This is a genomic window from Lysobacter sp., assembly GCA_013141175.1.
GTDB lineage: Bacteria > Pseudomonadota > Gammaproteobacteria > Xanthomonadales > Xanthomonadaceae > Lysobacter_I.
Genome location: JABFRN010000001.1, coordinates 242,455 through 265,315 on the forward strand (window position 1 = coordinate 242,455; position 22,861 = coordinate 265,315).

Annotated in this window: 23 protein-coding genes; 18 read left to right on the plus strand and 5 right to left on the minus strand. The window is 64.6% G+C overall.

The annotated features are described in order from the left end of the window. Positions 1 to 74 precede the first annotated feature (74 nt). The gene (locus tag HOP03_01185; protein ID NOT86778.1) at positions 75 to 554 is read right to left on the minus strand and encodes a peptidylprolyl isomerase; all 480 of its coding nucleotides are present in this window, start codon (positions 552 to 554) and stop codon (positions 75 to 77) included. Between the two features lie 170 nt (positions 555 to 724). On the opposite strand from HOP03_01185, the gene HOP03_01190 reads away from it, so the two are divergent. From HOP03_01190 to HOP03_01205, 4 genes are all read left to right on the plus strand, one after another. Beyond that, the gene (locus HOP03_01190) at positions 725 to 1,198 is read left to right on the plus strand and encodes a C40 family peptidase (GenBank protein NOT86779.1); all 474 of its coding nucleotides are present in this window, start codon (positions 725 to 727) and stop codon (positions 1,196 to 1,198) included. Between the two features lie 369 nt (positions 1,199 to 1,567). Continuing rightward, complete coding sequence (locus tag HOP03_01195) at positions 1,568 to 2,038, plus strand: C40 family peptidase (protein NOT86780.1); 471 nt, start codon at positions 1,568 to 1,570, stop codon at positions 2,036 to 2,038. A 170-nt stretch (positions 2,039 to 2,208) separates the two neighbouring features. Then, on the plus strand, positions 2,209 to 2,625 hold the full coding sequence (locus tag HOP03_01200) for a hypothetical protein (GenBank protein NOT86781.1): 417 nt from the start codon (positions 2,209 to 2,211) through the stop codon (positions 2,623 to 2,625). After that, on the plus strand, positions 2,532 to 4,082 hold the full coding sequence (locus HOP03_01205) for a pentapeptide repeat-containing protein (GenBank protein ID NOT86782.1): 1,551 nt from the start codon (positions 2,532 to 2,534) through the stop codon (positions 4,080 to 4,082). The genes HOP03_01200 and HOP03_01205 overlap by 94 nt, the downstream gene beginning before the upstream one ends. A gap of 192 nt (positions 4,083 to 4,274) precedes the next feature. Here the strand turns inward: HOP03_01205 and HOP03_01210 are convergent, their stop codons facing one another. Further along, positions 4,275 to 5,591, minus strand: coding sequence for a dicarboxylate/amino acid:cation symporter (locus HOP03_01210; GenBank protein ID NOT86783.1), 1,317 nt, complete (start codon positions 5,589 to 5,591; stop codon positions 4,275 to 4,277). Positions 5,592 to 5,743: 152 nt separating this feature from the next. On the opposite strand from HOP03_01210, the gene HOP03_01215 reads away from it, so the two are divergent. Next, complete coding sequence (locus HOP03_01215; protein ID NOT86784.1) at positions 5,744 to 7,438, plus strand: alkaline phosphatase; 1,695 nt, start codon at positions 5,744 to 5,746, stop codon at positions 7,436 to 7,438. Between the two features lie 45 nt (positions 7,439 to 7,483). Here the strand turns inward: HOP03_01215 and HOP03_01220 are convergent, their stop codons facing one another. Next, complete coding sequence (locus HOP03_01220) at positions 7,484 to 7,936, minus strand: CopD family protein (GenBank protein NOT86785.1); 453 nt, start codon at positions 7,934 to 7,936, stop codon at positions 7,484 to 7,486. 385 nt (positions 7,937 to 8,321) lie between these two features. On the opposite strand from HOP03_01220, the gene HOP03_01225 reads away from it, so the two are divergent. The 8 genes from HOP03_01225 (at position 8,322) to HOP03_01260 (ending at position 14,135) form a co-directional block, all read left to right on the plus strand. Then, positions 8,322 to 8,720, plus strand: a complete 399-nt coding sequence (locus tag HOP03_01225) for a hypothetical protein (protein NOT86786.1) — start codon at positions 8,322 to 8,324, stop codon at positions 8,718 to 8,720. Between the two features lie 141 nt (positions 8,721 to 8,861). Continuing rightward, entirely contained in the window at positions 8,862 to 9,218 is a 357-nt protein-coding gene (locus tag HOP03_01230; GenBank protein NOT86787.1) for a roadblock/LC7 domain-containing protein, read from the plus strand. Positions 9,219 to 9,321: 103 nt separating this feature from the next. Further along, on the plus strand, positions 9,322 to 10,254 hold the full coding sequence (locus tag HOP03_01235) for a hypothetical protein (GenBank protein ID NOT86788.1): 933 nt from the start codon (positions 9,322 to 9,324) through the stop codon (positions 10,252 to 10,254). Positions 10,255 to 10,329: 75 nt separating this feature from the next. Continuing rightward, the gene (locus tag HOP03_01240; protein ID NOT86789.1) at positions 10,330 to 10,857 is read left to right on the plus strand and encodes a hypothetical protein; all 528 of its coding nucleotides are present in this window, start codon (positions 10,330 to 10,332) and stop codon (positions 10,855 to 10,857) included. Then, positions 10,854 to 11,792 carry a hypothetical protein gene (locus HOP03_01245; GenBank protein ID NOT86790.1) on the plus strand — a complete coding sequence of 313 codons (939 nt, stop codon included), beginning with the start codon at positions 10,854 to 10,856 and terminating at the stop codon, positions 11,790 to 11,792. Before HOP03_01240 ends, HOP03_01245 begins: the two co-directional genes overlap by 4 nt. A 12-nt stretch (positions 11,793 to 11,804) precedes the next feature. Then, entirely contained in the window at positions 11,805 to 12,692 is an 888-nt protein-coding gene (locus HOP03_01250; protein ID NOT86791.1) for a histone deacetylase, read from the plus strand. A gap of 64 nt (positions 12,693 to 12,756) precedes the next feature. Then, on the plus strand, positions 12,757 to 13,524 hold the full coding sequence (gene ygiD / locus HOP03_01255) for a 4,5-DOPA dioxygenase extradiol (protein NOT86792.1): 768 nt from the start codon (positions 12,757 to 12,759) through the stop codon (positions 13,522 to 13,524). Between the two features lie 11 nt (positions 13,525 to 13,535). Continuing rightward, positions 13,536 to 14,135, plus strand: a complete 600-nt coding sequence (locus HOP03_01260) for a class I SAM-dependent methyltransferase (protein NOT86793.1) — start codon at positions 13,536 to 13,538, stop codon at positions 14,133 to 14,135. A gap of 4 nt (positions 14,136 to 14,139) precedes the next feature. Here HOP03_01260 and HOP03_01265 read toward each other — a convergent pair whose 3' ends face one another. Next, positions 14,140 to 14,532, minus strand: coding sequence for a TfoX/Sxy family protein (locus HOP03_01265; GenBank protein ID NOT86794.1), 393 nt, complete (start codon positions 14,530 to 14,532; stop codon positions 14,140 to 14,142). 111 nt (positions 14,533 to 14,643) lie between these two features. Here HOP03_01265 and phaZ point away from each other — a divergent pair, with 111 nt between their 5' ends. The 3 genes from phaZ to HOP03_01280 all read left to right on the plus strand — a co-directional run bounded on the left by phaZ (position 14,644) and on the right by HOP03_01280 (position 18,051). Next, entirely contained in the window at positions 14,644 to 15,978 is a 1,335-nt protein-coding gene (gene phaZ / locus HOP03_01270) for a polyhydroxyalkanoate depolymerase (GenBank protein ID NOT86795.1), read from the plus strand. A 202-nt stretch (positions 15,979 to 16,180) separates the two neighbouring features. Next, a complete protein-coding gene (locus HOP03_01275; GenBank protein ID NOT86796.1) occupies positions 16,181 to 16,777 on the plus strand; it encodes a hypothetical protein in 597 nt (198 codons plus the stop codon). After that, positions 16,774 to 18,051: a lipase gene (locus HOP03_01280; GenBank protein ID NOT86797.1), complete on the plus strand. Its 1,278-nt coding sequence runs from the start codon at positions 16,774 to 16,776 to the stop codon at positions 18,049 to 18,051. Before HOP03_01275 ends, HOP03_01280 begins: the two co-directional genes overlap by 4 nt. Before the next feature lie 108 nt (positions 18,052 to 18,159). Here HOP03_01280 and HOP03_01285 read toward each other — a convergent pair whose 3' ends face one another. Beyond that, the gene (locus HOP03_01285; protein NOT86798.1) at positions 18,160 to 19,590 is read right to left on the minus strand and encodes a phosphoesterase; all 1,431 of its coding nucleotides are present in this window, start codon (positions 19,588 to 19,590) and stop codon (positions 18,160 to 18,162) included. 350 nt (positions 19,591 to 19,940) lie between these two features. On the opposite strand from HOP03_01285, the gene parC reads away from it, so the two are divergent. Together parC and HOP03_01295 are read left to right on the plus strand one after the other, a co-directional pair. Then, a complete protein-coding gene (parC, locus tag HOP03_01290) occupies positions 19,941 to 22,184 on the plus strand; it encodes a DNA topoisomerase IV subunit A (GenBank protein NOT86799.1) in 2,244 nt (747 codons plus the stop codon). Further along, a complete protein-coding gene (locus HOP03_01295; protein NOT86800.1) occupies positions 22,184 to 22,843 on the plus strand; it encodes a thiopurine S-methyltransferase in 660 nt (219 codons plus the stop codon). Before parC ends, HOP03_01295 begins: the two co-directional genes overlap by 1 nt. Positions 22,844 to 22,861: the final 18 nt, after the last annotated feature.

Genomic DNA, 22,861 nt, shown 5'->3' on the forward strand with positions numbered 1-22,861 from the left:
CGGCCACGGTCCGGAATGCGAACGGCCCGCTTGCGCGGGCCGTCCGTTGTGTTCAAACCGGCTGGCGGCGAACCTCAGTGGTGATGACCGCCGTCGCCATGCACGTGACCATGCTCCAGCTCTTCGGGGCTGGCGGCGCGCACTTCGACCACTTCGATGTCGAAATGCAGCGACTTGCCGGCCATCGGGTGGTTCAGATCGACATCGACCACGCTCATCCCGACCTTCTCGATGGTGACCGCGCGCGGGCCGTATTCGGTCTGCAGCACGACCTGCATGCCCGGCAGCAGGCGCTGGTCGCCGAAATGCTTCTTCGCGATGCGCTGGGTCAACCCTTCGCGGCGCTCGCCGTAGGCCTCGGCGGCAGGCACGTCGACGGCGAAGGTTTCGCCGGCTTCGCGGCCGTGCAGCGCATTCTCCAGACCCGGGATGATGTTGCCGTGGCCGATCATGATCGCCAGCGGTTCCGCGCCCTGCGAGCTTTCGGTGGCGGGCTGGCCGACTTCGCCGACGGTGTAGTGGAAGCGGACAACGCAGTCTTTTTCGATTTTCATGGGTCTGGCTCGGGAAGGTCAGGAGAGGATCGAACCGCGGAATGCGGCAGGGGGCGGCTTGATCGCCACCCGGCGATGCGGCCAAGATGACCGCCGTGAAGGCCGCGCATTATCCGTGCTCCACCGCTTCGGCGCCATTGGCGCAGCGGGCGGTCGTCGCCGTACTGCTGATGGCGCTCGCGCTGGCCGGCTGCGGCAAACCGGAAGCCGTGCGTTCGCAGCCGCCGCCGTCCCACGACTGGTCCGGCAGCCAGCCGAACGACCCCGCCGCCGCCAACGCGGTGCTGATGCGGGCGATCGGGCTGGTCGGTACGCCCTACCGCTACGGCGGCAACACCCCGGACACCGGCTTCGACTGCAGCGGACTGGTCAACTACGTTTTCCGGGACATGCTCGACCTGCGCCTGCCCCGCACCTCGCGTGAGCTGGCGGCGATGCAGGGCCCGAAGATCGCCACCAATCGTCTGGCCCCGGCCGATCTGGTGTTCTTCGGCAGTGGCGGCGAGATCAGCCACGTCGGCATCTATGTCGGCGAAGGCCGCTTCGTCCACGCCCCGCGCACCGGGGGCACGGTCCGGCTCGATCGCCTCGACGGCGCCTACTGGCGGGACCACTACACCGGGGCCAAACGGATCCTCGACTGACCTCCGGATCGACCTACGCCGGGGTATGGATGTCCCGTTCCGGAACCGTGGTCACCTTTTCCGGGCCAGGTCTAACGAAATCTGAACCCCCTTGCGGCCACGGTCGGGCACTATCCATCCTCCTTTCCGCAAAGTGCATGACGCGTGACGACCCAAGCCCAAGGCTCCGGCCGCTCTTCCGCCATCCACCGCCTCATCCGCGGTCAAATCCGTTTTCTCGTTGCCGGCCTGCTCTTGGTCGGCAGCCTCCCGGTCTTCGCGCAGCAGCGCGTGGTACCGGCGACGCAGGACCCGCTCGAACTCGGCCTGCTCGCCCCGATCGGCGACGCCACCCTGCACGGCCCGCTGTCGCTGCCCGGCCGCAGCGTGATGTTCGCCAACGACATCCGCAACATCTTCGAAACCGCGCAGATTCCGGGCGAAAGCGCCGATGAACCGCCCGCCGCGCCGACCGAAGGCCCCATCAAGACCATGCTGAAGCGCGCCCTGGCGCTGCTCGGCACGCCCTACCGCTGGGGCGGCACCAGTCCCGAACGCGGTTTCGACTGCAGCGGTCTGGTCGGTTATGTGTTCCGTCACAGCCTCGGCATCGAACTGCCGCGCATTTCGCGCGACATGGCGAATGTCGGCCAGCTGATCCGCGACCCCAACGCGCTGGTCGAAGGCGATCTGGTGTTCTTCAGCCGCCGTGGCAAGCATGTCGACCACGTCGGCATCTATATCGGCAACGGCCAGTTCGTCCACGCCCCGCGCACCGGCAAGGACGTGGAAGTGGCCAACCTCGCCACCGGCTACTGGAGCCAGAAGTTCTTCCAGGCACGCCGGGTCGCTGCGCAGTAAGCGCACGCAACGCCCAGGGTTTCCCCGCAAAGGCCGCGAAAGCGGCCTTTCGCTTTTGGTGGGTCGCCCACGCGACGACAGCCCGTGCCGTTTGCGCCCCTGCCCGCTTGCGGGCACGCCACGGCAGGCACATTCTTCGCTACCGGATCGATGGAATGGGGACAACGACGATGGGGCGCACGATTCTCGGCATGCTGGTGGGTCTGGCGACGATGTGGTTGACCGTCGCCGCACTCGAATTCCTCGGTCACGCACTGTTCCCGCCGCCCGCCGGCCTGGACCCGCAGAACCCCGAACACCTGCAGATGATCATCGCCGCCGCGCCCACCGGCGCGCTCGTGATGTTGGTGGTCGCGTGGGCCGGCGGCAGTTTCGTAGGCGGCTGGGTCGCCGCGCGCATCGCCCGCCATGCACGCGCCGCCGCGATCGCGGTCGCGCTGTTCGTGATGGCGGGGGTCGCCGGGATGATCATGATCGTGCCGGATCATCCGGGGTGGGTGTCTACGCTGGGTTTGGTGTTGCCTATTCCGGTGGCGTTGGTTGCTGCGAGGTTGGCGGGGAAGCGGGAGAAGACGTTGCCCAAGTGATGGCTAGAAAAAAGGACGCTCTCACAATCATGATTACTCATGAAAAAGCGCTTAGTAATGCACACGCAATTTTCGCGCGATCCCACGCCGTTTACGGCAGCCCAGCGTCACCTACGAAAGCTGGATTTTTCGAGCTAGCCAAAGCAGGAAAACACACATGGAATGCATGGAGGACCGAGTATCCAGAACCTGCTGCAGATTTTAGCGGAATATTATTTGAAGAAGAAATAAATTTTTCCGATTATATTTTCGCAACAAATAAAGATGAGCAAGGACCAAATTTCTGCGGCGCCAGATTCATGAAATTAACACGCTTCCGTAACGCCTCATTTGGAAGGATTTCGGATTTCAAAAGAGCGATTTTCGTCGAAGAATCCGATTTTTCAAGAGCACGGTTTGGGGACGATATCGAATTCGGCTCGGTGGAGTTCAGAAAGCCTACGCTTTTCAGCGCCGCCAAGTTTGGTGATGGAGCAGATTTTTCTGAGGCTCGCTTCAAAAGCACATCAATCTTCAGCAAAAGTGAATTCGGAAAACATGCGTCATTTTTTCGAACAGAATTTGGCTTACGTACTGTTTTCGTGGATTCAAATTTTGATGCGGACGCAACATTTAGAGGGGCAACATTCGGTAGCTTATTGAATTTCAACCGATCTGAATTTCAAGGAAACTGCAATTTTTCTGCCGAAAACAAAGAAGAAACAAAAAAAGAAGCACGACAATTTCATTCCGTAAATTTTGGCGGATGCAAGTTCCTAGGAAAAGCGGACTTCTCTGGCAGAGAATTCAGAGAATCGACGCATTTTGGACCTGATATTCGTGAAAATAGGAAGCAACAAACCGTATTCAAAGGTCCTGTTCTTTTTCATTCGTGCAAGCTGCACCAAGATACATGCTTCGATGATGCGGAATTCCTCTCACCACCCAACCCTGAAGCTGCACGCAGCTATCGCACCCTCAAGTTGGCGATGGAGCAAATCAAAGCGAGTCGTGAGGAGCAAAGATTTTTCCGTCTGGAGATGAAATCTGAACACCCAAGCCTGCCTCGAGGCAGACGTTGGATCTCAACGCTCTACAGCCTTTTCTCGGACTACGGCTTCAGCCTGTGGCGACCCGTCATCGCACTGCTGATCTTCTCGCTTTTCCTCGGAGCAGCCTACGGGTTGCTCGCCAACAGATGCGCATCAGATTCGGAATGCAAGCAGGCCGCCATCGCGGCAAACACAACGACAGGCGAAGAACGCACATCGGATCTGTTGAAATACACGCTCGCCAGCGTCGCTCCGGTGCCGGGTCTGGACAAAATGCAGACCGAGCTGCGGGCGCCGCTGTTCGGTCAGCATGGGTGGATCGCGGTCACCGCTGTGGTCCTGGAGATTTTTCACAAGATCGTGGCGCTGGTGATGACGTTTCTGTTTGCACTGGCCTTACGCAATCTTTTCAAGATGAAGTCGTAGTCGCGGCTCCCGCCGCTCCCACAAGAGCCGGTGCGCTGAAGCGCACCCTATGTGGCTTTTACCCGTCGTTCCCGCGAACGCGGGAATCCAGTGTCTTTGCGTTGGGCAGAAGCTTGAAAGTCGCTGGGTCCCCGCGTTCGCGGGGATGACGACGCTGTTTGAAACGCTCGAAAAAGTGGGGATACCTCAGCCCTACACAACCTCTTCGATGCCGACATTGGTCGGCGCACGTTCGTAGATCTCGCGATCCAGCATTCCGGTCTCTTTCGCGACGAGCACCGGCACCAGCATCTGTCCGGTGACATTGGTCATGGTGCGCATCATGTCGAGGATGCGGTCGATGGCGTAGAGATAGCCGATGACTTCCAGCGGCAGGCCGGCGGCGCTGAGCACGACGGTGGCCATCACCACGGCGGTGCCGGGGACGCCTGCGGTGCCGAAGCTGCCGAGGACGGATGCGATCAGTACGATGAGGTATTGCTCGGGCGTGAGCGGGGTGCCGGTGTATTGCGCGATGAACACCGCGCACAGCGCCGGGTAGATCGCGCCGCAGCCGTCCATCTTGATGGTGGCGCCCAGCGGCACAGCGAACGCGGCGTAGTCCTTGTTGACGCCGAGGTTGTGCACGGCGCTGCGCAGCGACGAGGGCAGCGAGGCGAAACTCGACGAACTGACGAAGGCGACCTGCATGCCCGGCGCGGCGCCGCGGAAGAATTTCAGCGGGTTCAGGCCATGCGCCATCAGCAGGCCGCTGTAGACGATGAGGATGTGGATCGCGCAGGCGACATACAGCGCCAGCACGAAACTGCCCAGCGGCAGCAGCTTGTTGAAGCCATAGGCACCGACCAGCGAGGCGATCAGGCCGAAGGTGCCGATCGGGGTCATCTCCAGCACGAAGCGGGTGAGCTGGATCGAAATCTCACTGGCTTCGCCCGCCAGCTTGCGTGCCAGCGCGACCTTCTCGCCGAGTTTCACCATCGCGAAACCGACCAGCGCGGCGAAGAAGATCACCGGCAGGATCGAGCCCTTGCCCGCAGCCAGCACGGTCTCGCCTGCTGCATTCTTGACCGCGCCGATCCCGGTCAGCGCCTGGAAAGGATTGGCCGGCACCACGTTCAGCAGCACCTGCACGACGCTGGGCACCTCTTTCGGCACATAGTCCGGATCGACCATCAGCGGTATCTGCACCATGCCCGGCTGCATCACCGTGCCGACCGCGAGACCTACAGCCACCGCGAGGACGGCGGTGATCGCGAACCACAGGAACGTGCGGCCACCCAGCGCGGCCATCGACTTCTGCCCGTGCAGCGAGGCCACCGCGTTGATCACCGCGAAGAACACCAGCGGCACCGCGATCATCTTGATCAGGGTGACGTAGAGATTGCCGAGCGGGCCGAACCAGGTGTCGGCGGCAGGCCCCATCAGCTTGCCGGCGATGCCGCCCAATACGAAGCCAGCGAGCACGCGCGCCCAGAACGGGATGCGGAACCAAGCCGAGATCAAGCCCATGTGCGGTCTCCGGCGCAGCGCGCGCCCGTGAATCGATCACGCACGATAGCGGAGCACAGCGGGCCCCGCGAGACCGGATGCAGCATGACCGCATTCCACGATTGCAACGTCGGGCGGGCATAATCGCTGCTTTCGGCCAAACCACCGCGCCCATGTCCTTTCGCCACGCCCTGCTCGCCTTCGCCTGCACCCTCGCAGCCACGTCCTGCTCCACCGTCCCCGCCGCCGCTCCGCGCGCTTCGGCACCGATCGGGGTCGTCGATGTCCCGCAGATCGTGCGCCCCGGCGGCGAAACCCCGGCCTGGTGGTTCCGCGCGGGCGCTGCGCAGGCGGCATCGCGCGGTGCAATGTCCGGCAAAGCGAAGAACGTGATCCTGTTCGTCGGCGACGGCATGAGCCTGACCTCGGTCGCAGCGGCACGGATCCTCGACGGTCAGCGCAAAGGCGGCTCCGGCGAGGAGAACATGCTGAGCTGGGAAGCGTTCCAGCACACTGCGCTGAGCAAGACCTACAACACCGACAGCCAGACGCCGGACTCCGCCGGCACGATGTCGGCGATGGCCACCGGCGTGAAGACCCGCGCCGGGGTGCTGAGCATCGGCCAGGACGCCGAGCGCGGCGACTGCGCCGGCTCACTGCGCTCGCCGATGCTGAGCCTGTGGGAACTGGCCGCCAGCACCGGCCTCGCGACCGGCGTGGTCACCACCACCCGGGTCACCCACGCCACCCCGGGCGCGACCTTCACCCATTCGCCCGACCGCAACTGGGAAAACGATGCAGAGCTGTCCTCGGCCGCGATCGACGCCGGCTGCGCCGATATCGCCCGCCAGTTCGTCGAATCGCCCTACGGTCACGGCCCCGATGTGCTGATGGGCGGCGGTCGCGCGAATTTCTTTCCGGCAACCGAACGCGACCCCGAATACGACGACAAGGTCGGCCTGCGCCTGGACGGCCGCGATCTGGCGTCCGAGTGGAAGCAGCATCATCCGGCCGGCACCTACGTCTGGAACGCCGCGCAGTTCGCCGCCGCGCCGAAAACTGGGCCGCTGCTGGCGCTGTTCGAGCCCAGCCACATGCAGTACGAACACGACCGGCCGAAAGACCGTGCCGGCGAGCCTTCATTGGCGGAGATGACCCGCAGCGCGATCGAGCGCCTGCGCGTGGATCCGCAGGGCTACGTGCTGCTGGTCGAAGGCGGTCGTATCGACCACGCCCACCATTCCGGCAACGCCTACCGCGCGCTCACCGACGCGATCGCGTTGAGCGAAGCGGTCGCGGTGGCGACCTCGATGACATCGGCGGACGACACGCTGATCCTCGTCACCGCCGATCACGCGCACACCATGACCTTCGCTGGCTACCCGGTGCGCGGCAACGCGATCCTGGGCAAGGTCAAGGGCAGCAGCGGCGAAGGCAGCAACCCCAGCGGATACGCCACCGATGCCGCCGGCCAGACCTATACCACCCTCAGCTACGCCAATGGCCCGGGTTATGCCGGCGCCACCGACCAGCAGCCGGAAGGTCCCAAAACGTTTCTGCACGAAGTCAGCGGCTATCAGGAAGCGAAAGACGGGCGCCCGGATCTGGGCGAGGTCGATACCGAAGCTCCGGACTACATGCAGGAAGCGATGATCCCGCTGTCGAACGAAACCCACGGCGGCGACGATGTCGGCATCTGGGCGCGCGGCCCGGGCGCGGACGCGGTGCGCGGCACGATCGAACAGAACGCGATCTTCCACATCCTGCTGCAGGCCACACCCGCGCTGCGCGAGCGTCTTTGCGCGGCAAAGCTGTGCAACGCGGACGGCGTGCCGGTGGAGTTGCCGAGGCCGGCGCAGTTCAGGTAGGGCGGCCCGAAGGCCGCTTCTACCGACGCAGGGCGGCATCCACGATCAGAACGGCTTCGCAAGCACCAGGTAAACGACCGCGATCAGCGCGAACACCGGCACTTCGTTGATCCAGCGCATCGCCTTCGACGAAGGCAGCGCGCGCCCCTTGTCGACGCCCTTCAACCAGCGCCCGCAAACGATGTAATACGCGAACATCAGCGCGACCAGGGTCAGCTTGGCGTGCATCCAGCCGCTGCCGGGGGCGACCATCGTCGGGAAATCCGCGAACATCCGGTAGCCCAGCCACAGCACGAGCCCCAGCACCAGCGCGATCGCGAACATGGTGTGGCCGAAGCGGTACAGCCGCCGCCCCATCAGCACGAGACGCTCGCGCACCGCGGGCGCATCGCCGACTTCGGCGATGTTCACCAGGATCCGCGGCAGATAGAACACCGTCGCCATCCATGCGATCACGAACACGAGATGAAACGTCTTGATCCAGAAATAGGCCTGCATGGGATCGATCCGGGGCAATTGGGCGCCGACATTAACAGATGCATCCGGATCCTTCAGATCGATGGCGGGTCAAGTCTCGCGAAACAATGAGAAAGAACGGGATGCGTCTCATTTTGCCCTCGATTGTCACCTCGCTGTTGTAGAGCCGACGAAAAGTTGACCCTCCGCGTCGTCGACACGCGCCAAGACCGTCGAGCGGCCTCTGATCGGACTGCCCGAACATGTCCGCAGCAAACGCGGCCCGGCAGCGCAGCCTGCAAAGTCCGGATCCCGGAGATCCTGGACTGGCACGGAACCTGCTTGAGAATCATTCACAACCATACCGGAACCCGCCGTGTCGGCCGCCCTCAAAGTGATTGAATCTTCGAACTCGCAAGTGACCGACGTGAGCATGCCAGCACGCATGAACTGCCAGAACGTGCTGGTGGCCTTGCTTGAACGGAAACCGGCAGTCCTCTTCGCATCAATGGCCACTGTCGACGGCCGCAGCTATGCGCACGCCAACAGCACCGCAAGCAAGGCCAATGCGCAGCGCTCGGCGGCGATCATGAGCTCGCTGATGGGCTTGATCGAATCCTTCAGTCGCGAATCCCTCAACAGTCGCGCGCTGTACAACAGCATCGCCACCGAGCACGGTTCCATCGTCATGGTGCGGATTCCATCGAAAGCGAAGCTGCACACGCTCTGCGTATGCGCGGACGCGAGCGAAAACCTCGCGATGACCATCCGCAGTGCACTCGATACCGCCGCACTGCTCGCCGGAGAAGTCGACGCCATCTATTGATGGTGCCCGACAGGCACCACAGCCGTAGCGTCTTCGGGCTTCCGCCCGAGAACCAGCCGCTTCGCGCGAATCGTTTCGCCACGCGTTCCGCAGAAAAACCCGCTTCCCACCGTTTCACACACAGCATAGGACCCGAACACCATGGCCAAGATTTCCCTCGAACCGCTGCGCAACCTCGACGGCTACCTCGCCGCCGCCCTCGTCGATGCCGACAGCGGCATGCTGCTGGCCGGCGACGGTTCGGGCGTGAACCTCGAACTTGCCGCTGCCGGCAATTCCGAAGTCGTACGCTCCAAGCGCAAGGTCGCCAACGCGCTGAAGCTCAACGACACCATCGAAGACATCCTCATCAGCCTGACCAAGCAGTACCACATCATCCGTCCGCTCGAATCGAACCAGAAACTGTTCCTCTACGTGGTGCTGGATCGCTCCAAGTCCAATCTCGCGATGGCGCGCCACGAACTGCGCACGTTCGAGAAGAGCGTCGACTTCTCTTGATGCAATCACCGACGCGGTGCGGGTTTCCCCGCACCGCCGGCCACGCAGGCGTCGCAATGGCGTCTGCGCACGCCCCCTCCCAGAATCGTCTTCGACGGAAGCCATGATCCGCTTCGATATCGCCATCGCCGCACTCAGCGAGCAGGCCGAACAACGCATCCGGATCGCGGCCATTCTGCTCGCCGCCTACCGCATCCGCGCACAGGTCCGCACCTGGGACGGGACGCGCTGCGGCGCGCTGGTGGCCGATGTGTCCGATGCCTACGGCCGCCAAGCCGTTGCCCTCGCGAAACGGCGCGGCACCCCGATGCTGCTGTTCGGAGCCGATGGGCAGGCACCGGAACCCGGCATCGCATTGACCACTGAAGCCAACCCCGCGCCGATACTGGCGCAGACCCTGCGCGAGCTGCTGGGCGCCGTCGAACCCGTCGATGGACAGGCCATCGCGGCCGGCGGCCCGACACCAGCGCTGTGCCGCCTTGCCGAACCCGAGTTCAGTGGGCGGGCTGTCGATGCGACCTATGGCGGTCGGATCGTTCGTATCCGTCCGGAAGCAGGCCGCGTGTATGCCCCGACGTTCAGCGACCTGCTGTCCGCGCGCGACAGTTTCGCCAGCGCCGAATGGCACCTCAGCACTGCGGACGGCGAAACCCCGGCAACTGACGACGGCGGCGCCAACCGCAGCCTGGAGGCATTCCTGCTGCAGGCCGCTTTCCAGGGCCGCGACCAGTTGCCTGCGTTTCCTCCGGGTCGCTACCAGCTGAAGGAATGGCCCGACGTGGGCTCGGCGCCCGAGCTGGTCGGTGCGCTGAAGATCGCGAAATTGCTGCTGCGCGAGGCCGCAAGCGCGGAAGAACTGCTGGCATGCAGCAAGGTCGGCGCGCGGGATATCAATGCCAGCCTCTGGGCCTATCGAGCGGCCAATCTGCTCGACGCGCAGGGCGAATCCGCCGGTGGCGAACCACCACCACGACCGTCCGCAGGCGCCTTCTCGGGAATCCTGGCGCGCATCGCCAGCCGTTTCGGGCTGGGCTAGGCGCGACTGCCATGACAGGGGTCCTGGCCGCACGTTCGGCAAGGACGCACACGAAACGGAACAGTGGGAGAGGCTGTGTCATTCGATAGCGCAAAACTGGTATTCGCCGGCCCGGTCGGCGCTGGCAAGACCACCGCCATACGATCGTTGTCGGACTTCGAGCCCGTATCGACGGAAATGCCGCTGACCGATGGTCCGATGGGCGAAAAGACCACGACGACGGTCGCACTGGACTTCGCGCCGGTGTCGCTCGAAGACGGCACGCCGCTGCATCTCTACGGCCTGCCCGGCCAGGAACACTTCTCGCACATGCGGCCGATCGTGATGGCCGGCGCGGTCGGCGTGATCGTGGTGTTGCCCGGCGACAACGCGCGGATTTCCGACGAATGCGAGCGCTGGCTCCGCACGATCCGCGATATCACGACCGACGCTGGCGTGGTGATCGGCATCACCCGCACCGACCTGGTCGGCAACTTCCGCATGGACACCATCCGCGACGCCGTGCGCCGCTGCGGCCCGCCGGTCCCGGTCTTCACTTTCGACGCCCGCGACCGCGAGCAGACTTCGCATCTGGTCCGGGCGCTGCTGCTGTCACTCGATTGAGCGCCGATACGCACGAGATCGTCTCGGCGTTCGCGCAGGCCGGGCTCGATCTGCACGGAACGCTGCGCGAGATGCTCGACGAGCATCCCGCTCATCGCACCGAACGGCGCGGCTGCGGCTATACCCAGGCCTCACGATTCCTGTCGACCTTCATCAACCAGCCACGTCGTCCCGACCAATCGCTGGATTTCGGTCTGTTCGCCGAATGGCCGAAAGCGCGGACCGAAGCGTTGGCGCGGCAAGCCATCGCTGCCGGCTGGGCGCGGGGTTGGCGGCGCTTGGACCGATGCGACCCCGCGATGCGCGCGCACCTGCTTCCGGAATCGCTGGCAGCGCAGCTCGCAACGCTGCCGAAAATCCTCGCCGACATCGAAGCCGGCCTGCAGCACGAGGAAAGCCGCCTGCTGATGACGCTGATCCGGCAGATCCTCGCGCCCGAGGCGCCCGCTGCGCCGTCGATAACGGAAATGAGCGAGAAGCCCGAGATCGGCAGCTGCTCGCGGGCGGAGGAGTTTTTTCTTGAAATCGCGCACGGCCGCGTGCGCCGCAACGGACGCGTCAATGTTTTCGTCGACAACGCCTGCCAACCGCTGCTGGTGGAAAAATTGGGGCTGGGAGAATCCCATTCGGCGATGGCGGTGGCGCCGGTGACGATCTGCGATGTGGTGCTGCCGCCGGGGTCGCTGTTCGCGCTACGCTATCCCGACGAAACAAAGCCGAAACGCGATATCGCCTGCGGGCACTTGCTGCCCATCGAAGCGATCACGCAGGCGCGTTTTCTGCGCCTGACCACGCTGGCCGTATCGACTGCCATACGCCGCCGGGCATTCAGCGCGCAGTTCGAAGCGCAATTGCGCGGCGACATGCTTTCGCCAGCGAGTACCACCATCGACGACCTGCGGCAGTTCGCGCTCGACAATCTGGCGCGCGGCTGACAGCCGCTCTCGATGATACGCATCCCTGCTTGCTTCCACCCCGACTACGCCCCCGACGAGATCCCATTGTTGGCGCGACTGGGCACGACTGCCGCGAAACTGGAAAGACTCGGCCTGGCGGAACTGATTCCTCCCCGACCCTTCGACACGGAACTTCTCCTCGGCCTGCATGATGAGCGCTACCTGCGTGCGTTCCTGTGCGGCGAAGAACCGATGGCGTCGAGACAGGGCATTCGCTGGTCGCCGCGCGTGCGCGACGCCGCCTTGGCGATGCTCGGTGGCCAGCTGGCGGCATCGGACACGGCGCATCGCGAAGGCATCGCCATGAACATCGCGCGCGGTTTCCATCATGCGGCACCGGCCTCCGGCAGCGGCTACTGCCCATTGAACGGCCTCGCCCTCCTCGCGCATATCGACAAAGACCGCAGGGTGATGGTCATCGATTGCGATGAACACGGCGGCAACGGGACCGAGGAATTCGCAGCGCGGCTACCCAACCTTTACAACGTCTCGATTTTTGGCACCCGCTTCGGATGCCGCGGAGGTACGCGCTCGTGGGCCATGCAGGTCCGCGCGCGCGAGCAGGGCTTTCGGCATTATCTGGATGCGCTTCGGGAAGCCGAAACGCTCGTCGATGCACATCGCCCGGATCTGCTGGTGTATCAGGCCGGCGCGGACTGCCACGAAAACGACCCCAAGAGCCAAGTGGGTCTGACCACGATGCAAATGTTCCAACGCGATATCGCCGTATTCAGGATCGCACGCATGCGCGGCATTCCTGTCGTCTTCGTCGTAGCCGGCGGTTATCAGGACGCCGAACGCGTGGCGCGACTCAATGCCAATACGGTGCGTGCCGCGCGCTGGGTCTGGCGCCAGCATTCGCCTACCAACCATACTTGATCAACACGGGCATACGCCCTGCGAGATAAGCATGCCCACTACGCCATCCGTTGCAGGCCCTCCGATGCCCGCGCTGTTCATCGGCCACGGTTCGCCGATGAACGCGATCGACGACAACGCATGGTCGCGTGCGTGGCATGCGCTGGGCACGCGGCTGCCACGCCCTCGCGCGATCCTGTGCATCTCCGCGCACTGGGAAACGCCGGGGCCATGGCTCACCGGAAGCGCCGCACCGCCGACGATCCACGACTTCGGCGGGTTCCCGCAGGCGCTGTTCGATGTGCGTTATCCGGCGCCGGGCGCTCCCGCGCTGGCGCAACGTGTGGTCGAACTGCTGGGCGAGGATGCGTCGGCGCGCATCCACCCCGAACGCGGGCTCGATCACGGCGCATGGGGCGTGCTGCGACCGATGTATCCCGACGCCGATATTCCCGTCGTCCAGCTCGGCATCGATTCGCGCCGGCCGGGCGCATGGCATGTCGCGCTGGCGCAACGCTTGGCGCCGCTGCGCGACGAAGGCGTGCTGGTGATCGCCAGCGGCGACATCGTCCACAACCTGCGGCTGTTCGACTGGCACGACCAGACCCCGCTGCCGTGGGCGCTGCGTTTCCGCGATCGCGTCAATGCGCTGATCCGCGAGGGGCATCTCGCCGCGCTCGCCGATTGGCCCGCGCTGGGCGAAGATGCGGTGCTCTCGATTCCCACCCCCGAGCATTACCTGCCGCTGCTGTACGCGCTGGCGTTGGCGCGCGACGGCGATGCCCTGGAATTCTTCAACGATGATGTGATCGGCTCGCTGTCGATGACCTCGCTACTGATCGGACACGCATGACTCAGGCACGCATGACGCCGCACGACAAGACCTACGACCGCGATTACTTCGACCGCTGGTATCGCGATGCCGGTATCGGCGGACGACAGCGCCTGCAGCGCAAGGTCGCGTTGGCGGTGGCCACCGCCGAATACCATCTTGGACGCCCGATCCGCAGTGTGCTGGATATCGGCTGCGGCGAAGGCGTGTGGCGCGCCCCGCTGCTGAAACTGCGCCCCAAGCTGCGTTATCTCGGCTTCGACAACAGCGAATATGCGATCCGACGCTACGGCGCACGCCGCAACCTGCATTTCGCGCGCTTCGGCGATTTCGAAATGCTGCGCCCCTGCGCGCCGGTCGACCTGCTGATCTGCAGCGATGTGCTGCACTACCTGCCGACGCGCGAACTCGACCGGGGCCTGCCGGGTCTGGCGGAACTCTGCGCGGGCGTCGCGTTTCTGGAAGCGTTCACCGCCAGCGACGCGACCGAAGGCGACAACGTGGGTTTCCAGGGCAGGCCAGCCCGGTTCTATCGGCAGCGGCTGGCGGCGCTGGGTTTCGGCACGCTCGGGTCGCACTGCTGGCTGTCGCCGATGCGTGTCGACGACGCCGCCGCATTGGAACTCGGCTGACGCCTCAGGGCTTCGCGGGTTTGCGAGGGCGCTTGGCAGCGGCTTTTTTCTTCGCGGGCTTGGCGCCGGCACTGCGCAGCGCCGCTTCCAGCGCCAACCGCGCCCAGGGGCGCATCGCCTCGGGCGAATCCATGGCGTCGTCGGGCGGAGTCCAGTAACTCGCCACCGTCACCGGCTTGTCCTTGCCGTCGTACACGAACGGCCTGCCGCCGGCGTCGGCGAACAGGTCACGACTCGACGCGTCCGCCTTCAGGTACAGCGTGCCTTCGACCTCCAACGCCACGATCAGGCCATCAGCGTACAAGCCCGCCCCGCCGAACATCCGACGGACGGTGATCGCGCCCAGCGGCTCGAGCAGTTCGCGGAACCAGGCGATGTCTTCGTCTCGTGCAGTCATGCGACAAGCGTAGCTGAACTGCGGGACTGCGGCACAGGTCGCACTACAGGCCTGAGGATGGGGTATGCTGCAGCGCACCATTTCATGGTCGAGATCAGGGGTTAGCCGATGCTGCTGTATCAGATGCAAGAACTGGGTCGTGCCTGGATGGCGCCGGTCACCTACTGGGCCGAAGCCAACGCCCGGATGTTCTCCGCGCCCGGCAGTTGGATGTCGAGCCTGCCGCAGGCGCAGCGTTTCGCCGCCGCCAACGAATTGCTGTATCGCATCGGCAAGGATTACGAAAAACCCAGGTTCGGCATCCACAGCGTCACCGACGACGGCCTCGGCGGTTCGGGCATGGTGTTTCCGGTGGTCGAGCGCGAAGTGCTGCGCACGCCGTTCTGCCGCCTGCTGCGCTTCAAGCGCTTCTCCGACGACGCCGATGGCATCGTCGACCTGAAGAACGATCCGCCGGTCCTCGTGGTCGCGCCGCTGTCGGGCCATCACTCCACGCTGCTGCGCGACACGGTCAAGACCCTGCTGCGCGATCACAAGGTGTACATCACCGACTGGATCGACGCGCGCATGGTGCCGAAGGACGCCGGTGCGTTCACGCTCGACGATTACGTCATCACCATCCAGAATTTCATCCGCCACATCGGCGCCGAAAGCCTGCATGTGATCAGCGTCTGCCAGCCGACGGTACCGGTGCTGGCCGCCGTCTCGCTGATGGCCGCGCGCGGCGAAACCACGCCGCGTTCGCTGGTGATGATGGGCGGGCCGATCGACAGCCGCGAATCGCCGACTGCGGTAAATACGCTGGCCACCGAAAAACCGATCGGCTGGTTCGAGCAGAACCTCATCCACGTCGTGCCGGCGAACTACCCGGGTCGCGGTCGCCGCGTGTATCCCGGCTTCCTGCAGCACTTGGGCTTCCTGGCGATGAATCCCGAACGCCACGTGATGTCGCACTGGGATTTCTATCAGGATCTGGTCAAGGGCGATCTCGACGACGCCGACGCGCATCGCCGGTTCTACGACGAATACAACGCGGTGCTGGACATGCCGTCGGAGTATTACCTCGACACCATCCGCACCGTGTTCCAGGAACACCTGCTGCCACGCGGGCTGTGGGACGTGGCCGGCGAACGCGTGAAGCCGTCGGCGATCCGCAACACCGCGCTGATGACCATCGAAGGCGAACTCGACGATATTTCCGGCCTGGGCCAGACCCGCGCCGCGCACAAACTGTGCACCGGCATCGCCGAAGCCGATCGCGTGCATCTCACCGCACAGGGCGCCGGCCACTACGGCATCTTCAGCGGCCGACGCTGGCGCGACCAGGTCTACCCGCAGGTCCGGGATTTCATCGCGAAATACGCCGCGCCAGCAGCGACTCCCGCAGCCAAAACCGTGAAGTCCGTCAAAGCGGCAAAACCCGCCCCGCGCCGCAAGGCGCGCTGACGCTATCTGCTGCTGCGGCGTCCGGAAGCTCCGGAACCGCCGCATCGCGCACGCCTTGGCCGCCATCGGTCGGACAGGCGGGCCTGCCGGCTTGACTCCGTCATGGGCCAAGGCCACAGTCGGTCGCAACCGTATCGACATGTGATGTCCCCGTATGGCTTCACGCCATCTCCCGCTTGCTGTCCTGATGACGCTCATGACCATGACCAGCTGCCAAAGCGCTTCCGCACCCGACCCTCGCCCGCAGGCCGCCATGGCCGCGCCCGTCCCCGATGTCCATGCCAAGGTGAACCCGGCACCGAAACGCGGGTATGCGCTTGCGCTGCGTTTCACGGGTCTGCCGGCCGCCGTGACCCGCCTGTCGCTCACCGCGAATTACGAGGTCGACAATCTCGAGTGCGTGCCGGTGGATTACACCAAGGCCATGGGCGGCGTCCGCCTGCCTCCGGAGCAACGCATCGAATTGACCCTGCAACGCATCGACGACAACACCTACGCGGCCACGGTGCATGAAGACGCGTTTCTCGACGAGGACTATTACGATCTCGGCATCTGCCATTGGGCGCTGGGCACCGCGAGCGTGCATTTCCACTCGCCTTCCACCCAGTTCGTCGGCGGAATCTCCGCGGACCAGCTGACGGCGGAAGCGGAAGTGACCGAGCATTACCTCGTCCGCGATTTCGCGCAGAAACCTCCGGTCGGCGACGTGGTCTTCGGTGAAGACTCTCCGGATTTCTATCTCGCCAGCCTCGGCCCGCAATTCAAACTCACCATCAGTGCCCGCAGGGAAGCGCCATGACGATCAGCAGCCGCGACTACGCCGCACTGAGCGAACATTCGTACCGGCATCCGCAGACGCCGGCGAACGATTCGGTCAAGATCGAAGGCGTCGACTACCGCATCCTGGCCAACAGCGACCAGCCCAACGGCTATCAGGGCACGATCTACCAGCGACTCGACACCCGCGAGATCGTCGTCGCCCATCGCGGCACCGAGCCGAACCGGAGCGCGGGCGAGACCTTCCGCGACCTGGTGCGCACCGACGGCGGCATGGTCACCCACAGCATCAACAACCAGTCCCAGGACGCGATCAACCTGACCCAGCGCGCGCTCGAATTCGCGCGCCAGGAAGGCGAGCGCAGCGGTCGCACGCCGCCGGTCACGGTGACCGGACATTCGCTGGGCGGCACGCTTGCCCAGATCACCGCGCACCGTTTCGACCTGCACGGCGAAACCTTCAATGCCTACGGTGCCGCAGCGCTGCGCCAGGGCGTGCCCGAAGGCGGCAACAACGTCGTCAACCACGTGCGCGCCACCGATGTGGTCAGCGCCGGCGCACCGCATTACGGCCAGGTCAGGATCTATGCCACCCAGCAGGACGTGGATGCACTGAACAACGCCGGCTACAACAACCGGGAAACGCGCTGGGACCTTCGCAATCCGCTCAGCGTAGCGGCGAACCGTGGACTCCCCGCGCACGAGTTGGGCGCCTTCATCCGCGAAACCGGCGGCGGCCCGCTGATGACCGAAGCCAACCAGCGCTTGGCACAGGATCATCACAACCAGATCGACAAGTACCGCGACGACGTCCAGGCGATCCGTACCGGCATCACCGTGGGCTCGGACGCAACCCGCGACGGCATCAACATCATGCGCGGACGCTGGGACCGGGTGTTCACGAACCACAGCACGCGCGCGGACCTGGGCGACGGGGCGCTGATGAGCGACAACCCGATGGTCGGCCAGACCTATGCCGCACTCGCGCGCAGCAGCGATCCGGCGGTGCAGAACGCGGATGCGCGTACGGTCGCCGGCATCGTCACCAACGCACAGCAGCAGGGCCTCACCAATATCGATCACGTCACCGGCAACGGCAATGGCACGCTCTACGCAGTGCAGGGGCGCTCGGTGGAGGATCCGGCCGCGCGCGTGGCGCCGGTCGATCTCAGCGCGGCGCAACAGCAGCCGCTCGCGGCCAGCTCGCAGCTCTCAGCAGCGCAGCAGACCGCACAGCCCGACCCGCAATTGGCGCAACAGGATCAGCCGCAGCGCGCAGCCGCGATGCGTTCCTGATCGTACGTTCCGTCAGCCGGCCTCAAGAAAAAAGCCGCAGCGATGCGGCTTTTTTCTTGTCCGGCGCAACATCCCGGCCCCCGCGACGCGGGGACCGGGACATCGCACTCAGTTGCCTGCGGTGCCGTTGATGTAGGCGCGGCTGAGCGTATACGCCTGCGCACCGATCTTGCGGCCGAGGACACGCGCTTCGACGTCGCCATCCTGGAAGTGGATGCCGCCATAACGACGCGAAATGCCCGCTTCGTCCGCAGCCGCCGTGAACGTCGGCCAGCTCAATACCACATCATGCGCCGGCACAAGACCCGGCTCCACGCGCGAACTGCCAGCCGGCACCGTGACCGCCGCGCCGAAGTAATCGCTGCCGGTGTAGCGCTTCAGCACTTCCGCAGCGGACGCACTGAAAATGCTGTGGCCGGAAACGTATTCGGCGAACGGCGGCGTGACCACGGTAGCGGCCTGATACGGCCGCCAGTTCTGGCCGAGGATGACCCGGGTCCCCAGCCCTTCGCCGGCCCACGCGAAGATCGGGCGGTTCTTGAACAGGAAATGCACGGCGGAGACCGGGCGGATGTAATCGAACTGACGCTTGTAGCCCCATGACGTGATGCTGGCATCGAGCACCGCGTTGGTCATCGCGAACGTCATCTTCACGTCCTGGCCCAGCGTGTGGTGATCGCGTTCCGACACGTGCTTCGCGAACAGCACCCAGTGGCCGGGCGGCAGTTCCGACGAAGGACCATCCGCCCAGTATTCGGCGATGGTCTTCTGGCGATCGTTGAGCGTCGCGCTGTAGTAGACCACCTGCAGCGCCTGCTGCAGATAAGCGAACGTGCCGAAGCGCGCGGGCGCTTTCACCGGGAACTGATCGTATCGGCTCAACGCGAACGGTTTGACAAGGGACCAGTGCGGCGCGATGAATTTCTGCAGCACGAAGCCGCCGCTGCCGTCCGGCACCGCCAGCGGCTGCCAATGGTTCGGGTCGACGATCTGGGTGGGGCTGTTCACCGGCAGATAGCCGGTGTAGTCGCTGTAGGGCGCGCCACCGTTGACGTTGCCGAGCTGATTCGAACCGTCCGCATGGCGGTACTGGATCAATGCGGCGGCGGCCACGTTGCCCACACCCTGCGGCGTGGCGATATTGCCCGTGGTGTCGGTCGGGTCGTAGCCGAGGCCGGCCATTTCGGCAGCGAATTGTGCCTGCCGGGTCGGGAACAGATCGACCAGCACGCGGTAGGCGGCGAAACTCATCGCCTTGCGGCGGTTGGCATCGGTGCGCTCGCTGGCCGGACGGCGCAGTTCGCCACCGAGCTGGGTCCCATTGGCCTTGTTGTCGTACGCCGCCCAGGCGTCGTACATGGCGGTGTTGGTGATCGCCAGCATGCGCGCGACCATCGGCGGGCCCGGATGGGTCACGCGGATGGCTTCGAGCGCTTCGTCGTTCCAGTCGGTGACGACGGTGGCAGCTTGGGCGGCACCTGCGGTGCCGAGCAACAAAGCACAGGCCAGGGCGAGCCTGGTCCGGATTCCATGTGTCATTGAATGATTCCCCAAAGAGTTTGATTGCTGAACGCGACAGTCGACGCTGCCTGCGGAGGGCGTCCCACGCGCCTTCCAGAACATACCGGCAGCACCTACAGCGACGTCAGTCGTGAGCGTTTCACGAATATTGCAGTGTGATTCCCGGAAACGGCCGGGACCTCTGAACAAAAAAACAGCAGGGTTCCACATCACTCCCTACGGCAAGCTTCCATTCCATTGTTAGCGAAGACGCCGAAAGCGGACTTTACAGGTCATGACCGCTCCGGACCCGGGTTCGCAAGCCTATCCGGGCAGCAAGCCGCTACGAAGAACCGATTAGAATGACGCTTTGTCCGACCGGCCCCGCCATGCCCGACACCGCACGACCCGCCTTCCACGGTTTCGAACAGATCCCGCTGCGCGAATACGCCGAACGCGCGTATCTCGACTACTCGATGTACGTGGTCCTGGATCGCGCCCTGCCCTTCCTCGGCGATGGCCTGAAGCCGGTGCAGCGCCGGATCATCTTCGCGATGAGCGAGCTGGGCCTGAACGCCGGGGCCAAACCGAAGAAATCCGCGCGTACCGTCGGCGATGTCATCGGCAAATACCATCCGCACGGCGACAGCGCCTGCTACGAAGCGCTGGTGCTGATGGCGCAGCCGTTCTCGTACCGCTATCCGCTGATCGACGGCCAGGGCAACTTCGGTTCCAGCGACGACCCGAAATCGTTCGCGGCGATGCGTTACACCGAATCGAAACTCACGCCCATCGCCGAAGTGCTGCTCGGCGAAATCGGCCACGGCACGGTCGATTGGGATCCGAACTTCGACGGCACGCTGGAAGAACCCACCTGGCTGCCGGCGCGGTTGCCGCACCTGCTGCTCAACGGCACCACCGGCATCGCGGTGGGCATGGCCACCGACGTGCCGCCGCACAATCTCAACGAGATCGTCAGCGCCTGCGTCCGCCTGCTCGACGATCCCGACGCCACCGTGCGCGACCTCTGCGAACACGTGCGCGGCCCGGATTACCCGACCACCGCCGAAATCATCACCCCCATCGCCGATCTGCAGGCGATGTACGAGACCGGCCACGGCAGCGTGCGCGCGCGCGCGACCTACCTTCGCGAACAGAACAACATCGTGATCACCGCGCTGCCGTACCAGGTCAGCCCGAGCAAGGTGATCGAGCAGATCGCGCAGCAGATGCGCGCGAAGAAGCTGCCGTGGCTGGAAGACCTGCGCGACGAGTCCGACCACGCCAACCCGACCCGGATCGTGATGATTCCGCGCAGCAACCGCGTCGATGTCGAACAGCTGATGGGGCATCTGTTCGTCACCACCGATCTGGAGAAAAGCTACCGGGTCAACATGAACGTGATCGGCCTCGATGGCCGTCCGCAGGTGAAAAACCTGAAGATGCTGCTGTCGGAATGGCTGGTGTTCCGCATCGACACCGTCACCCGCCGCCTGAAGCACCGCCTGGACAAGGTCGACCGCCGCCTGCACCTGTTGGAAGGCCTGCTGGTCGCGTTCCTCAATCTCGATGAAGTGATCCGCATCATCCGCGCCGAGGACGAACCGAAACCCGCGCTGATCGCACGCTTCGGGCTGAGCGAAGACCAGGCCGACTACATCCTCGACACCAAGCTGAAACAGCTGGCGCGACTGGAAGAGATGAAGATCCGCGGCGAACAGGACGAACTCGCCGCCGAACGCGACAAACTGATGTCGATCCTCGACAGCAAGTCGAAGCTGAAGAAGCTGGTCAAGGACGAACTGCTGGCCGACGCGAAGAAATTCGGCGACGCGCGGATGTCGCCGCTGGTCTCGCGCGAAGCCGCGCAGGCGATCGACGAGACCGAGTTGGTGCCCAGCGAACCGATGACCATCGTGCTGAGCGAGAAAGGCTGGATCCGCGCGGCCAAAGGCCATGACATCGATGCGGCGGGATTGAGCTATCGCGACGGCGACAGCCTGCTGTGCGCGGTACGCGGACGCAGCACCCAGCAGGTCGCGTTCCTCGACAGCACCGGCCGCAGCTATTCGTCGCTGGCGCACACACTGCCCTCGGCGCGCGGCAACGGCGAACCGCTGAGCGGGCGTTTCTCGCTGCCGGCGGGCGCGTCCTTCCAGACCATGGCCGGCGGCGCCGACGACGCGCGCTTCGTGCTGGCGTCGTCGCACGGTTACGGCTTCGTCACGAAGTTCGAGAATCTCACCGGTCGCAACAAGGCCGGCAAGGCGATGCTGTCGCTCACGCCGGGATCGGTCGTGCTGCAGCCGGCACAGGCGGGCAATCTCGACACCGATCGCATCGTCGCCGTGACCAGCGCCGGTCATCTGCTGGCGTTTCCGATCGCGGAGTTGCCGGAACTCGACAAGGGCAAAGGCAACAAGATCATCGAGATCCCGAAAGCCAAGCGCAGCACCGAGCGCGTGATCGCGATCGCGGTGGTGCCGCCCGGCGGCACGCTGTCGGTGAAATCCGGCGCGCGCACGATGTCGCTGTCGTTCAAGGAGCTGGAACCCTACCTCGGCGCACGCGGCAGCCGTGGTGGCCTGCTGTCGCGCGGCTGGCAGAAAGTCGATGCACTGACGGTGGAATGATGGATCCCGATTTCTGGCACCAACGCTGGCGCGACAACGACATCGGCTTCCACCAGGAGCAGCCGACACCGCTGCTGCAGAAACACTGGCCCGCCATCGCTGCATCGGCGGGCAGTCGCGTGTTCGTCCCACTGGCGGGAAAATCGGTCGATATGCTGTGGCTCGCATCGCAGGGCCATCGCGTGCTGGGCGTCGAACTGTCGCCGCTCGCGGTGGCGCGGTTTTTCGCCGAGCACGCGCTGGAACCCGACGTCATCGAATCGCGTTACGGCACGCATTACCGCGCCGGCGACATCGAACTGATCTGCGGCGATGTCTTCGCGATGGACGAAGCCGTCCTCGCCGACTGCACGGCGGTCTTCGATCGCGCCGCACTGATCGCTCTCCCCCCGGAACTGCGACAGCGCTACGTCGATGAACTCTACGCACGCCTGCCGGTGGCATGCCGCGGCCTGTTGATCACGCTCGAATACCCGGCGCACGAAAAAGAAGGTCCGCCGTTCACCGTGACCGAAGCCGAAGTCCGCGAACGCTACGCACCGCATTGGACCATCGACCTGCTGGAACGCCGCGATATCCTCGCGACCGAACCGAAGTTCGTCGACCAGGGCGTGAGCGCGCTCGACACCTGCGTCTACCGCCTGCAACGCAACGACTGAAACCGCTCACCCATACCA

Coding starts and splice junctions, on each gene's coding strand:
- HOP03_01185 (NOT86778.1), bottom strand. CDS start 554: ATGAAAATCGAAAAAGACTGCGTTGTCCGCTTCCACTACACCGTCGGC.
- HOP03_01190 (NOT86779.1), top strand. CDS start 725: ATGGCGCTCGCGCTGGCCGGCTGCGGCAAACCGGAAGCCGTGCGTTCG.
- HOP03_01195 (NOT86780.1), top strand. CDS start 1,568: ATGTTCGCCAACGACATCCGCAACATCTTCGAAACCGCGCAGATTCCG.
- HOP03_01200 (NOT86781.1), top strand. CDS start 2,209: ATGGGGCGCACGATTCTCGGCATGCTGGTGGGTCTGGCGACGATGTGG.
- HOP03_01210 (NOT86783.1), bottom strand. CDS start 5,591: ATGGGCTTGATCTCGGCTTGGTTCCGCATCCCGTTCTGGGCGCGCGTG.
- HOP03_01215 (NOT86784.1), top strand. CDS start 5,744: ATGTCCTTTCGCCACGCCCTGCTCGCCTTCGCCTGCACCCTCGCAGCC.
- HOP03_01220 (NOT86785.1), bottom strand. CDS start 7,936: ATGCAGGCCTATTTCTGGATCAAGACGTTTCATCTCGTGTTCGTGATC.
- HOP03_01230 (NOT86787.1), top strand. CDS start 8,862: ATGGCCAAGATTTCCCTCGAACCGCTGCGCAACCTCGACGGCTACCTC.
- HOP03_01235 (NOT86788.1), top strand. CDS start 9,322: ATGATCCGCTTCGATATCGCCATCGCCGCACTCAGCGAGCAGGCCGAA.
- HOP03_01250 (NOT86791.1), top strand. CDS start 11,805: ATGATACGCATCCCTGCTTGCTTCCACCCCGACTACGCCCCCGACGAG.
- ygiD (NOT86792.1), top strand. CDS start 12,757: ATGCCCGCGCTGTTCATCGGCCACGGTTCGCCGATGAACGCGATCGAC.
- HOP03_01260 (NOT86793.1), top strand. CDS start 13,536: ATGACGCCGCACGACAAGACCTACGACCGCGATTACTTCGACCGCTGG.
- HOP03_01265 (NOT86794.1), bottom strand. CDS start 14,532: ATGACTGCACGAGACGAAGACATCGCCTGGTTCCGCGAACTGCTCGAG.
- HOP03_01275 (NOT86796.1), top strand. CDS start 16,181: ATGACCAGCTGCCAAAGCGCTTCCGCACCCGACCCTCGCCCGCAGGCC.
- HOP03_01280 (NOT86797.1), top strand. CDS start 16,774: ATGACGATCAGCAGCCGCGACTACGCCGCACTGAGCGAACATTCGTAC.
- HOP03_01285 (NOT86798.1), bottom strand. CDS start 19,590: ATGACACATGGAATCCGGACCAGGCTCGCCCTGGCCTGTGCTTTGTTG.
- parC (NOT86799.1), top strand. CDS start 19,941: ATGCCCGACACCGCACGACCCGCCTTCCACGGTTTCGAACAGATCCCG.
- HOP03_01295 (NOT86800.1), top strand. CDS start 22,184: ATGGATCCCGATTTCTGGCACCAACGCTGGCGCGACAACGACATCGGC.